Raw genomic sequence first — 13966 nt, 5'->3', positions numbered from 1 at the left:
ATAGCAAGTATGAAATTTTATTCGCTAGCGCGAGCGTCCCGCTCGTGACACGCAACGATGCACGAGCGCGACGCTCGCGCCAGCGGAGGAGTTTATACAAACAAAAAAAGAGACATCAAATATTATCTGATGCCTCTCTACAATTCGGTCTCCAAAATTAATCTTGACCAAAAACTTTTCCTAAATGTTCTTCCATAACAAAATATGGATCATCGGTATGCGTCATTGATCTTATATGAATTAAACTGGTTTTACTCATCATTCTGAGCATCTGCCTTCTTTCACACGGCACAATTTTACCATTTTCCTCTCTCTGTCCCGCTATAAAAGCACTTCTTCCGTGAGCACATAAATGATTATTGACAAATATCACATCACCTGAATCTGGTATATAATCGCTGTTTATGAGTTCTTTAGCTTCATTCCAGAATTCAGTTAAATTATAAAGCGCTTCTGGGGTTTGCCCTGCTTTTTCATTAAATATCTGCTCAGCCGCATCAAATCTGATAAAAGGAAGATCTTTATTTCCATATAAAACAGAAGCCAGCGGACCATTATTAGTTTCTTCATCATAATTGGCATCCTTCGGACATTGATAAATCGGATCAAAAAGTTTTTCCATTATCGAATTAACTTTTCCGTGTGAACGTACAGAGTAAAGTGTTGAAGGAACACGCTCTTCATTTCGCAGATAAAGAAAACTTAAAAAGTCGGCCTGATGAAGTAGAAACGCATCTTCGGTATGCACATACAAATTGGTTTTAGAACCTGATCCTGTTTGCGTTGCCGCCATTTTTTCGTCAGGAATAACCGCGTGAAGAATCCCTCCTCCTTTTCGCTGCGCATAATATTGAACAGGTTTTGAAGGAACTGCTCCGTGCAGCAAGGAACAAATAAAACCGTATTTATTGAGTTTAGAATAATCTGCACTCTGCCAGTTAGCTGGGGTAGGTCCCAGATGATCTTGGTCTACTTCTAGAAGACCTCTAAAAACAATAGCACCATATTGATCTGCTGAAAAATCTGTTCCAAAACGGCTTAAGATTCTGGCTATTCGTTCTGGCAAAAGCTGGAAAGAATGAAGATGAAGCGCCTCTATATAATCTGGATTTTCGTAGCTCTTAAATGCCTTCTCAAGCAAAGCGCCGACATTGGATAAAATATTTCTTTCCTGGGGCGTAACCTCCACTATTAGCGGGCTTGTAGGAATTTGATAAACATAATTTTCTTTTACTGGTATTTCATCTTCAATTAATGACTGTGATTTCATTTTATTAGTTTATTTAATAGTTAATAAAAATTGAGGCAAGCATAAAACACAAACTACTGAAATCAAACATTATACAAATAAAGCATCGTTCAAATACACTTTGAAAATGTACAGAATTTCGTATTTATTTTTTACTGTTTTATTTTTTTTATAAAGATTAATTTCTACATTTGCTTCTACTGTTTTTATTCATTCTAAATAAAATCTACTTACAAATATATTTGTTTTAAAATTTAAAAAAAGAATTTTCTTAAAAAATTTATTAAAAAAATATGAATAATACCACGAAACCCAATGAAATCAGTACCTCAGATTTTGTGCCCCGGAAAAAAAAGATTTCAAAGATCATTCGGACCAGACGAAGTATTTATGCAGATGAATTTGTAAAGCGAAATATACCGGAAGAACTATTAAATGAAATTTTGACAAACGCAACCTACGCTCCTACGCATAAAATGACGGAGCCATGGAGGTTTATTGTTTTTAAAGATCATTATTTGGAACAACTCGGATCTTTTCTGGCTGAATATTACAAAGATTTTTATTTTGAAAAGTTTTCTGCGGAAGAAGCTATTGAAAAGTACAATCTGCTAAAAAAATATCCTCTTAACTCGGCCTGTGTTATTGGAATCGTGATGGTTCTCAATCGCAAAATTAACCTTCCAGAATGGGAAGAAGTTGCCGCCGTATCCTCTGCTGTTCAAAACATGGCACTCACCTGCACTGCCCATAATATCGGGAGCTACTGGAGTACTTCTGCCGGTGCAATTGATTATGTAAATCAATTTGGTCTGGCTGAAAATGAAAAATCTCTGGGTTTAATGTATGTCGGGTATTATCCAGATGATCTTGAACCGTCCAAAAAAAAGAGAACGCCTATTTCTAGTAAAGTAACTTATTTCCAATAAACTCAATTCTAAAAATTAATCATTATGCAAAACCTATTAGACAATGCCCCAGATGTCTTAGTGAAAAATTCTATAGACCCATTTTATCAGGATATTTTTCATGAAAATTCAGGCGAAGAATATAACAATGCAATAGCCTTAGTGCAAAAACGTGTAGGCAGTTTTCTTGAAAATACTAAAATTCCGTTTAGCGGCATTAAACCTGAGGAAATTAAAAGCAAAGTAGAAGCTGTAAACTTAGATCAGCCTGTCACAGATTATGAAACACTTTGGGATGAGATCGATGAAATTTACGTAAATCATGCTACTGCTTATCATTTACCAGAATATATCGCCCACTTAAATTGCCCTGTTGTAATTCCTGCTTTAGCTGCCGATGTGTTGATTAGTGCAATCAATTCCTCGCAGGATACTTACGATCAAAGTGCTGGAGGAACATTTATAGAAAGAAAATTGATTGCGTGGACGGGTGAACAAATTGGATACACTGCAGATTGCGACGGAATTTTTACGGGCGGAGGCTCACAAAGTAACCTTATGGGATTGCTTCTAGCAAGAGATTATTTTGCTTTGAAATACCTAAACTGGAATATCAAATTAAATGGCTGTCCAACAGACTCTAGCAAATTCAGAATTTTTGTTTCAGAGAAATCACATTTCAGCAACCAGAAAAACGCTTCTATTTTGGGGCTTGGCGAACAGTCAATTGTTCAGGTTATTACAGACAGCCGTTATAGAATGAATGCCGAAAAATTAAAACAAGCCATTATTGAAGAAAAACAAAAAGGCAACATTCCGATTGCAATTGTGGCTACAGCGGGTACAACAGATTTCGGTAATATCGACCCATTAGCTGAAATTTCAGTTCTGGCAAAAGAACACGAATTATGGATGCATGTTGACGCTGCTTATGGCTGTGGTTTATTGCTAACAGATAAACACAAATATCTGCTAAACGGTATCGAACAAGCTGATTCTGTTACGATAGATTACCATAAATCGTTTTTTCAGCCTATTTGCAGCAGCGCTTTTATGGTAAGAAACAAACAGCATCTTCACATTATAAAACATCACGCCGATTATTTAAATCCTAAAGAACAGGATTATGATGAACTTCCAGCTCAAATCAACAAATCGCTGGTACAAAGTACACGCCGTTTTGATGCTTTAAAACTATGGTGCACACTGCGTTATATGGGCAGAACCAAACTTGGCGATTATACAAACACTATAATTGAAACTACGAAACAAACAGCTGAAATCTTAGAAAACGACAACGATTTTGAACTTCTAACCGATTCAGATTTAAGCGTTTTGGTTTTTAGATATAAACTAGACGGCTGGCCTGGAGATACTTGCAAAATGAACTTACACATCAAAAAGAAAATGTTTTTTAATGGTGAAGTTTTAGTCGCAAGCACAAAAGTAGACGGCATTTTTTACTTGAAGTTTACCATTTTGAATCCATTAACTACAGTAGATCATATTAATAATATCCTTTCAATCATCAAAAAACACGGAAATGAATACATCTTCTCCTAAAGAAATCGCTCAAGAAGCAGTCGATATTACGTTTACTATTTTATTGAATTGTTGCGTGCGCGAATTGGGCAACAGCAGTTTTTATGAAGGGGTTCCTAAATATGATCCTGTACTAAGATCTTATATGTCAAAATATAATCATGAACTTCATCTAAAACTGGATTTTCCTGTAGATAAAGTCGAAGTCTACGCTCCTATTCGCTACAGATCTGAAACCTTCAGACATATGTACGATTTTCCAGTAATGGAACGTGATCTTACTACTGAAACTATAAAAGAAATAGATGCAGACCGTCTTTTAGAATTAATTACTAATCAGGTAAGACTTCAGTACCCGCTGGCAGATTCTAAAAATGTAAAAAAGAGAATGCAACTGAGCACCGAAAAAATAGCGCAGTTTTTAGAGCATTTTCAAACTTCGGGTCAAGATTTTAATAAAGCTAAAATGACTTTCATTGAAGCGGAACAATTGTTTCCTGCAGGACATTTATTGCATCCGCTTACCAAAGGACGCGAAGGTTTTACAGAAGAAGAAGTTTTACAATATGCTCCCGAAACAGGCGGCCGTTTTCAGTTGTATTATTTTTTAGTGCATCCTGATTTGGTTACCGAAAAATCTGTAGATAACGTTTTGCCTTCAGATTTTGCTAAAGACGAGGTTTTGAAAGCAAGCAAAAGAGATCAGAAAACACAGGATTTACTAAAGAAATATCCAGATTGGAAAATGATTCCGGTTCATCCGTGGGAAGCTGCGTATTTTAAAAAACAAACCCAATTTGATACGCTGGTAAAAGAAAATTTATTGATCGATATGGGTGAATTCGGAAAAGAATTTACAGCAACATCATCGGTAAGAACGGTATTCAATAAAGAAAGCGATTATATGTATAAATTTTCGCTTCATGTAAAAATTACGGGAGCAGAACGCATTAATCATTTTCATGAATTGTACAGAGGTTATGAAGTTTCAAGGCTGATGCAAACCGCTTGGGGAGCTAATGTAAAGAAAACCTATCCTGATATTGAATTGATCTGCGATCCTGGCTTTATAGCAGTTTCTTATAACGGAAATGTACTGGACAGTTTTTCTACAAGCGTAAGATACAATCCGTTTAAAGTTACTGCAAGCGAAAAAGAAAATAACGTTTGTTTATTGGCTTCTTTATGCCAGGACAGCATTTTGGGAAATCCTTCAAGAATGCAGAATGTAATCGAAAAAGCGTCACAGCAAACGGGATTATCTCTGGAAAAAATCAGTGAACTTTGGTTCAAAAAGTATATTGATATCATCCTTACAGGTGTAGTAAAAATGTTTAACGAGCAGGGAATGTTCTGCGAATGGCATCAGCAAAACACATTGGTACAATTAGATGCAGCGTTTATGCCAGAAAAACTGTTTTTCCGTGATAATCAAAGCTTTTTATTTAGAAAATCCTTTGAAGATCAGTTAGACAAAATTGTACCCGGCTTATCTGAAAACGGAAAAATGTTTATTCCAGACGATCGCTTGTATAATCTAATACTTCACTATTTCTGGGTAGGAAATATTTTGGCAGTTGTCAATACTTTTGGCGCTAGCGGACTTGCTGACGAAAAAAATCTTTTAAATATACTTTACGACAAATTAGAAGATTTACAAAAAGAAGACGAAAGTGATTTAGTAACGTTTATTCTCGAAAGCCGTCATTGGAAAGTAAAAGGTAATTTGCTTACGGCTCTAAATGATATTGACTGCGGTGGAAATCCTGCTGGCGTGACCCGCATCAATTTCCCGAATGTTTTGCACAAACGCTTTTTCTCCGAACAATTAATTAATCCAAAAGGAAAAGAATTGGTGTACAACCGCTATTTCCCAAAAGAAGACGTGACGATCAGTTTGCGTCCTGTTGATTTGGAAAATGATTTGGAAATGATGCACGAATGGTTTCATCGCGATCACGCCAAAGCCAACTGGAAAATGGACTGGCCGTTACGCGAACTGGAAACGTATTATAGAACCCTGCTTCCGAGTGACGGTTTGTACAGTTATATCGGAATGGCAAACGGAGAACCGACTTTTAATATCGAAGTATACTGGCCAACCCGTGATGTATTGGGCGATTATTATGAGGTACTGCCGACTGATTATGGAACACATCAATTTATTGCGCCGACAGATCCAAAACAAAAATTTGTTTCACCATCGACACAATGCATGATCGATTATGTATTTGCACAACAAGAAGTGGGCAGAATGGTTGGCGAAGGTTCTGTAGATTCGAGAGCTTCAATGATGAACAAAGCTTTTCATGGCTTTAAAATCGATAAAGTCATCGAAATGCCACACAAAACATCCAATCTTAATTTTTGCTACCGCGAATGGTATTGGGAAAAATTCCCTCAAAACAAAGACATTGTAATCAACTCTGAAGCAGAGCATAATCTTATAAACCAATAATATGGAAGATCGTAAAATATATTCATTAATCGGAATCGGAATCGGGCCTTTTAATTTGGGTTTAGCCGCTTTGTTAGAACCTGTAGAAGACGTTTCATCACTTTTCTTTGACCAAAAAGAACAATTCAACTGGCATCCAGGTTTGCTTTTTGACCATGTTACACTGCAGACTCCTTTTTTATGCGACTGCGTTTCAATGGCTGATCCAACAAGCAAGTTTAGTTTTTTAAATTTTCTTAAAAAGACAGATCGTTTGTATAAATTCTTTATCCGAGAAAACTTCTTTGTCCTTCGTAAAGAATATAATATGTACTGTCAATGGGTAATTAAACAATTGAATAATTGCCGTTTTTCATCGAGCGTAAAAGAGATTTATTATAAAGACGGACTTTATGAACTGCATGTTTTTCATAAAGATGAAAATCAGACCAAAGTTTATTATTGTGAAAAACTAGTATTAGGAACGGGCACTGTACCGATACTTCCAGATTTTGTCGATTTGCAAGAAATGGAAAAAGTCTGCCATACATCTAGCTATCTTTTTAATAAAGAAGAAATTCTGGAACAAGATACTGTTACCGTAATTGGTTCGGGCCAGAGTGCTGCCGAAGTATTTTTTGATCTGCTTCAAAACAGACGTAAAAACCTAAAACTGAATTGGTATTCGCGCCCCGACCGCTTTTTTGCAATGGAATATTCTAAGCTTGTTTTAGAACATACCTCGCCAGATTACATCGATTATTTTCATCAAATGCCGGCTTCGACTCGTAAGGTTATGCTCGATCGTCAGAAATCACAATTTAAAGGAGTCAACTTTGATTTGCTCAACGAGATTTACGATCACATGTATGCGCTTAGCGTAGACAACGACGACATTGGCGTAAAAATCAGGCCTAATATTCAATTGGATGATATAACCGTAGGGCTTCATGGCAATTATGAATTGCATCTGGAGCAGATCGAACAGCAGAAAAAATTTACTGATTCTACCGACTATGTAATCTTAGGAACTGGATATCATTATCAAGAACCTCAATTTCTGAAAGATATCCAACACCGAATTAGCAGAACTTCGACTGGCAGTTATGATGTTAAGAGAAACTACACTATCGATAACAATGGCAGCGAAATTTTTGTACAAAACGCAGAAATTCATACGCACAGCTACATTTCATCAGATCTAGGAATGGGTGCTTATCGCAATTCTTATATCATTAACGAAGTCGCTAAACGTGAGGTCTATAAATTAGAAAAGAGAATTGCTTTTCAGGATTTTGACCTCTCGCATATTGCCACAGAAAAAGCAGCCGAAATTAGTATTTAATCCCTCAAAAATGAATCTAGAAATAATACCACACTTCGAAGTTTTTACCGCTCCCGTTTGGGAAAAGGTAAATCTTAATTTGCTAGCCAAAAGTTTAGCAGAATTAATGCATGAAGATGTTGCCAAACCTACTATCACTGGCAGTGAAAAAGATGGTCTTAAACATTTTAAACTGGCTACAGATCGTCCAGAGGTTTACTACACTTTTTCTGCTTATCCTAGACTTTTGGAATATTGGCATATTGAAAAAGAAAGTATCCAGAGATGGGAAAATAATATAGCCGCTTCCGCGAAAGATGTTCTTTTGTTTTTTATGGAATTGCAGCAAACCTTTGGCATCGACTCTTTTACATCGGCAAAATACACCGAAGAACTTCTCAATACCTTATATGCAGATGCGCATTTGTACACAAGAGAAAAACTGAGCGCGGCTGAGTTGACAAAAGCCGATTACCAGACTATCGAACATCAAATGGAAGGTCATCCGTGGGTTATTGCCAATAAAGGACGCGTTGGTTTCAATAATAGCGAATATCACAATTATGCTCCCGAAGCCAATAAGAATACGACTTTGTACTGGCTTGCTGCTCATAAAAAAAGAGCTTTATTTAATTCTTTGGAAACTATCCATTTTGATGATTTTTATGCAGCAGAATTAGGCGCGGAAGTTTATAAAGGATTTCAGGAAAAGCTTCGTAGTCTGAAACTTACGACTGAAGATTACGTTTTTATTCCCGTGCATCCGTGGCAGTTAAACAATAAAATTTTACTGCAGTTTCATCAGGATTTGGCCAATCAATTTTTAGTGATTTTGGGCAAAAGCGACGATGTATATTCGCCACAGCAAAGTATTCGAACTTTCTTTAATTTAAGTCATCCGTCGAAACATTATGTAAAAACGGCGATCTCTATTTTGAGCACCGGAAACATCCGCGGACTTTCTCCAAAACAAATGGATATTGCGCCAAGAGTTACCAAATGGGTAAAAGATATGCTCGAAAAAGATCCTTATTTTGAGGAAAAAGAAGTAGTTCTTTTAGGCGAAGTGGCTACAGTTTCGTATCGTCATCCGCAGTACAATGCCATAGCTGACAGTCCGTATCATTATCGTGAAATGCTGGGTGCCTTATGGAGAGAAAGTGCCGAGAAATACCGCAAACCTGAAGAAAATTTAATGACAATGGCCTCTTTATTATATATCGATAATAACGATCGTCCTTTTCTGCAGGAATTGATAAATGTTTCCGGTCTGAGCACTCAAAACTGGCTGGAGCAATATTTAGAAGCCTATTTAAAACCTTTGCTACACATTTATTATCAGCATTCTTTATGTGTAACACCTCATGGCGAGAATATTATTTTAGTTATGAAAAATGGAATTCCGCAACGTATCATTATAAAAGATTTTGTTGATGATATTGTTTTGACAGAAGAAGCCAAATCAAAATTACCAGACGATCTTAAAGACGGTCTGATTCAATCTTCTAATAAAGAAAATACACCTTTGTTTATTTTGATTGGAGTTTTTGATGCCTTTTTTAGATACTTGTCTGACATTCTGCATACTTATATGGATTATGACGAACATTTGTTTTGGAAAACCGTAATCGGATCAATTGAAGAATATCAGCAGGACAATCCACATTTGATAGATCGTTTTGAAAAGTACAATCTTTTTGAGCCTGAATTTAAGCGCTTTTATATCAATAGTTTAAAACTTCTTAATAATGGTTATGCGGAACAAACTGGTTTTGCTGTGCCAAAAAAAGGAAGCAAACTTCCTAATCCGCTCTACGTCATCAGGCAATACGAAATGAACGAGTTTACAGAGATCAGTGAAACAATACAACACCAATCATGAAGGCAGCTGTATTGAGACTTCAATCTTATACCGATTTGTTTGTTACAGCGGTATTAGGCAGAGAAAAAAAATTCACTTCGGGAAGTATTAATCGGGCAATTGTTTTGCTGGCTGTTCCTATGGTTTTGGAGCTGGTTATGGAATCTGTATTTGTTTGTGCCAGTTTGTTTTTTGTAAGCAAATTGGGCGCTGCAGCGGTTTCTATTGTGGGTTCTACAGAATCTGTTATCAGTTTTTCGTATTCGGTTTCCATTGGTTTGAGCATTGCTGCCTCTACTTTAATTGCAAGACGCGTTGGCGAACAGAATTTTAAGGAGGCAAGTATTACTGCGGGACAAGTCATAAACATCAGTGTAATCTGCGGTATTCTAATCAGCATCATCTGTTTTATATGGAGCGATGAAATATTGGGGCTAATGGGACTTTCTCCAGCGAGTATAATACAAGGAAGCTTGTACGCAAAAGTAATGTTTGCCAGCTGCGGTTTTATCATTATCCGCATTGCCTTAAACGGAATTCTGCGCGGCGCGGGTTATGCTTCTATGGCGATGCGAACGCTTTGGCTTTCGAATATATTAAATATTCTCTTGTGTCCGCTCCTTATATTTGGATGGGGACCAATACCCGTCTACGGATTATTGGGAGTTGGTATCGCTACAGCCGTAACCCGTTTTGTCGGGGTTGGCTATCAGGCGTTTCATTTGATTAAAGGTTCTACCATTCTTCAAATTGGGAAACAGCAACTGGCGCTTCACCGCGAAACGTTTCAAAAAGTAGTTAGACTTGCTTTTGGCGGTATGCTACAGTATTTGATTCCCGCATCGAGCTGGCTGTTTATGATTAAAATTGTTTCTCATTTTGGAGGCAATGCACTTGCAGGTTATATCATAGCACAGCGCGTGGCATCGATCGTCACTACACCTGCTTGGGGAATAGGAAATGCGGCAGGAATTTTAACTGGACAAAATCTAGGTGCACAACAGCCTGAAAGAGCCGAAAAATCGGTTTGGAGAGCCGGAATGATTAATATGTGCTTTTTGATTTCGGTAGCTATCCTATGGATTTTTATGGCAGATCCGGTTGTCAGAATCTTTTCAGACGTACCGGAAGTGATTGATCACAGCACGACTTACATTCACATTATTTCTCTCGCTTATGTATTGCTTGGCTACACCATGGTTATTTCCAGAGCGCTTAATGCGGCGGGAAAAGTTATGATTGTGACACTGCTTTACATTCTCATGTTTTACGTGATCCAAATACCGCTTTCGTTTGTGTTTGGAGTCGCATTGGGATTTGGTCCAAAAGGCATTTTTGCTGCGATATTAATTTCTGAACTGGTTTTGGCTTTTGGCTGTATTACCATATTTAGAACAGGAAAATGGAAGCTGGCTAAAGTTTAAGAATGAATAGTATATTTTTTTAAACACATAGTCCCGATAGCTATCGGGAATAGGTTTTTGAGTTTGAAAGATGAGTTAGTAACCACAAAGTTTGTCATCTCGACGAAGGAGAGATCACTCTAGTATTTCCACTCAGATATTCGCCAATCTTTGTCGAGTTCCTTGCGGAGATTTGCTTCGCCTGTTCGCTATCGCTCGGGTCTCGTGCCTCGAAATGACAAACTGAACGAAAACGTTCTTATGAAACGGAATGTCCTAGCCCCGATAGGAGTGGAAATCCTTTTGTGGTCTCGTAAAAAAACGAGACCACAAAAGATTGTAACGTATAGCGGGATTAGCTCCAAAAAAAATATTTGGTTACATCAAACAGATTAAAATTAAATAATATAAACAAATTAAAAAATAACATCATTATGAGTACCACACAAGAATTACATCAAGTATTTGCAACTGCATTTGAAATACCAGTAGAATCAATCACGCCTGATTTAGAATATCAAGGAATTGTCGAGTGGGATTCTATGAGCCATTTGCTTTTGGTTGAAGAACTAGAGCGTTTTTATGACATAGCCATTCCGATGGAAGATATTCTGGAAATGGGAAACATCGATAAAATAAAAGCAATACTGAAGAAAAACGGTGTAGAAATCCAATAATTTCAAAAGAAAAAAGTATGGAACTTTATGATTTAATTCAAAAGAATAAAAAATTAAATTTTATAGATGCAAAGACCAAAGTTGTCAAAACGTTTAAGCAAATACACGAATCGTTAGATATTGAAGATCTGCGTGCGGTTGTTTTTATTTATAATGACAATCAGCTGCCGGCAATTGAAACATTTTTGAATTTTTATCAAAAAAAATATACCGTGGCTTTGCTTAATGCGGGTTTGCACCCTGAGTTTAAACAAAACCTGGAAGATGAATATAGGCCCGCTTATATCTTCGATCCGTCAAGAACGGAAGTTGAAAGTTATGATTTAAAGCAGGTTTCTGCAGACATTTCTCTATTTAAAAGAAAAGAAATTCGCCTCTACCCTATTCATGGCGATGTGAAACTTTTAATGAGTACGTCTGGGACTACGGGTTCGCCCAAATTTGTTAAGATTTCAGATCATAACTTGGTTCAGAATGCTTTATCTATTATGGAGTACATGCCAATAACGGAACACGATGTTGTTCCGTTAAATGTGCCCATTAATTTTGTGTACGGCTTTTCGATTTTTACAACCAATTGCATCAAAGCCAAAACCATTGTGTGTACCGACAGAGATGTGCTTCAAAAAGAATTTTGGTCAGATCTCGCAGAATATGGCTATTCTACATTGAGCGGCGTTCCTTATTTTTATGAGTTGCTGCAACGCTTTGGCTTCTTTAAAAAAGATACTCCAACATTACGTTATCTGACTCATACGGGCGGAATGCTCAATCAAGAACTGGCAAATGTGATTTCAAATTATACTGATAAATACAACAAACAGTTTTTTGCACAATACGGACAAACCGAAGCCAGCGGCAGAATGGCTGTTTTGCCGCCAAACGATTTTAAGGATAAAGGAACTTCTATAGGATTTCCAGTAAAAAACGGAAGGTTTGAAATTGATGAAAACACTGGAGAATTGATTTATTACGGTCCAAATGTTTCTGGCGGTTATGCCAACAACATCTTTGATTTACAGCATTATGATGAAACTGATAAACTATATACTGGCGATTTAGCAGAAAAAGATGAATTGGGCTATTACCATATTAAGGGACGTATCAAACGCATTATGAAATTGTTTGGAATGCGCTTAAACCTCGACGAAGTTGAAGTTTTATTGAAAAATGAGTTGGGCGGGCAAACCTTTATCTGTATAAGTGTTCAGGATAAATATCTGGGCGTAATACATCAGGATGAAACTTTATCGCGCGAAACCATAACTCAAGTAACAAAGGAAAAATTGGGATTGCATGCCAGTTCGATAAAAAACTATTATTTCGACCAAGTGCCTCTTACAGTTAACGGTAAAGTCAATTATCCTGCAATTCATAAAAATATTAACGAAAACGAAAATTCATTTGCAGCAGCAAAAACAGCTGTTGGATAATTTCAATTATTGAATAACTAAAATACAAAACCATGGAACAGCAAAGCAAAAGAATTCCAGCACTTGATCTGATAAAAGGAATGAGTGTCATTGGAATGATTATTATACATACACTCTTGACATTTGCAGATGTAAAATCGCAATCAGAAAGTGCTATTGGGGTTTTTATTGTCTTTTTAGGCAGAGGAACTTCTATATTTCTAATCTGTATGGGAATAACGTTTATGACCTCGCGCCATCAAAGTCTGAAAAGTTCTATAACGCGCGGCGTACTGCTTTTGGGCGCGGCACTTTTAATGAATTTTTTAAAGTTCATTTTTCCTGTGCTTTTTGGTTTTGCACCCGATAATTTCATTCAGAGATACGGCTGGCACGGACCAATAGAACAGCAATATGTGTATCTGATGTTATTGGGCGATATTTTGCAATTGGCAGGAATGTCTTTGCTGTTCGTTGGTTTTATTAGAAAATATGTTACCAACAAATATGGAATCTTAGCTATAGGAATGTTGATAGCATTAGTTTCCAGAGAAGTCAGCGGTATCAATATTGATATTCCAGTGGTTAATTATGTGTTAGATCTTCTTTTCAATAATGATTTTCCAGCATACGTTTATTTTCCAGTTTTTCCTTGGATGTCTTTTATTATCATCGGAATGTTCTTTGGAAAATGGTATCAGGAACTGGATTATAACAGACCGCAGTTGTTTAAAAAGATGCTGTATATCGGCTTTGTGTTTGTTGCTCTTGGCGCTCCTTTAGTTTTTATTTATGGAGATTACAATTACAATGGATTTTACCACATGGGTCCGGGCGGGGTTATTTATTTCGCGGGCTGGACCTTGATTTTCCTTTGGATTCTTTTTAAAATATCCGTAAACATCAAAGAAAATAAATTTACAAGGCTTTTAAAATATTGCAGCAAGAACCTGACGACCATGTATATGACGCAATGGATATTAATTTCTTGGGGAAAAGGCATTTTCGGTTTCAGATCGAACGGAATAACCACAGTACTGACGCTAATTGTTATGTATATCGTTCTGACTTTTTCCGTTCAGATACTTATAGATTTCCTGAGAAAAAAGAAACAGAAAACAAAAGTTATAGAAGCTCTAAATTAAATTTTTAA

10 protein-coding genes are annotated in these 13966 nt (G+C 36.8%); 9 read left to right on the top strand and 1 reads right to left on the bottom strand.

The features are described 5' to 3' along the window. Positions 1 to 157: 157 nt before the first annotated feature. On the bottom strand, positions 158 to 1270 hold the full coding sequence (locus tag ACWA1F_RS21085) for a Fe(II)-2OG oxygenase family protein (RefSeq protein ID WP_456896652.1): 1113 nt from the start codon (positions 1268 to 1270) through the stop codon (positions 158 to 160). A 272-nt stretch (positions 1271 to 1542) separates the two neighbouring features. Here ACWA1F_RS21085 and ACWA1F_RS21080 point away from each other — a divergent pair, with 272 nt between their 5' ends. The 9 genes from ACWA1F_RS21080 to ACWA1F_RS21040 all read left to right on the top strand — a co-directional run bounded on the left by ACWA1F_RS21080 (position 1543) and on the right by ACWA1F_RS21040 (position 13958). Beyond that, complete coding sequence (locus ACWA1F_RS21080; protein WP_456896650.1) at positions 1543 to 2178, top strand: nitroreductase family protein; 636 nt, start codon at positions 1543 to 1545, stop codon at positions 2176 to 2178. Between the two features lie 24 nt (positions 2179 to 2202). Next, a complete protein-coding gene (locus ACWA1F_RS21075) occupies positions 2203 to 3720 on the top strand; it encodes a pyridoxal phosphate-dependent decarboxylase family protein (RefSeq protein WP_456896648.1) in 1518 nt (505 codons plus the stop codon). Further along, positions 3701 to 6157 carry a GNAT family N-acetyltransferase gene (locus ACWA1F_RS21070; RefSeq protein ID WP_456896646.1) on the top strand — a complete coding sequence of 819 codons (2457 nt, stop codon included), beginning with the start codon at positions 3701 to 3703 and terminating at the stop codon, positions 6155 to 6157. The genes ACWA1F_RS21075 and ACWA1F_RS21070 overlap by 20 nt, the downstream gene beginning before the upstream one ends. Position 6158: 1 nt before the next feature. Next, a complete protein-coding gene (locus ACWA1F_RS21065) occupies positions 6159 to 7481 on the top strand; it encodes a lysine N(6)-hydroxylase/L-ornithine N(5)-oxygenase family protein (RefSeq protein WP_456896644.1) in 1323 nt (440 codons plus the stop codon). Between the two features lie 10 nt (positions 7482 to 7491). Beyond that, positions 7492 to 9342 (top strand): IucA/IucC family protein, encoded by a 1851-nt coding sequence (locus ACWA1F_RS21060; protein WP_456896642.1) that lies wholly within the window; start codon positions 7492 to 7494, stop codon positions 9340 to 9342. Continuing rightward, positions 9339 to 10745: an MATE family efflux transporter gene (locus tag ACWA1F_RS21055; protein ID WP_456896640.1), complete on the top strand. Its 1407-nt coding sequence runs from the start codon at positions 9339 to 9341 to the stop codon at positions 10743 to 10745. The genes ACWA1F_RS21060 and ACWA1F_RS21055 overlap by 4 nt, the downstream gene beginning before the upstream one ends. 413 nt (positions 10746 to 11158) lie before the next feature. Continuing rightward, positions 11159 to 11401, top strand: a complete 243-nt coding sequence (locus tag ACWA1F_RS21050; protein WP_306157419.1) for an acyl carrier protein — start codon at positions 11159 to 11161, stop codon at positions 11399 to 11401. A gap of 17 nt (positions 11402 to 11418) precedes the next feature. Beyond that, the gene (locus ACWA1F_RS21045; RefSeq protein WP_456896638.1) at positions 11419 to 12834 is read left to right on the top strand and encodes an AMP-binding protein; all 1416 of its coding nucleotides are present in this window, start codon (positions 11419 to 11421) and stop codon (positions 12832 to 12834) included. Between the two features lie 32 nt (positions 12835 to 12866). Next, positions 12867 to 13958 carry a heparan-alpha-glucosaminide N-acetyltransferase domain-containing protein gene (locus tag ACWA1F_RS21040; protein ID WP_456896636.1) on the top strand — a complete coding sequence of 364 codons (1092 nt, stop codon included), beginning with the start codon at positions 12867 to 12869 and terminating at the stop codon, positions 13956 to 13958. The last annotated feature ends 8 nt before the right edge of the window (positions 13959 to 13966 follow it).

This window comes from Flavobacterium erigeronis (assembly GCF_054075165.1).
Note: the sequence above shows the minus strand (reverse complement) of the source record. Positions and strands in the feature narration are given on the sequence as shown.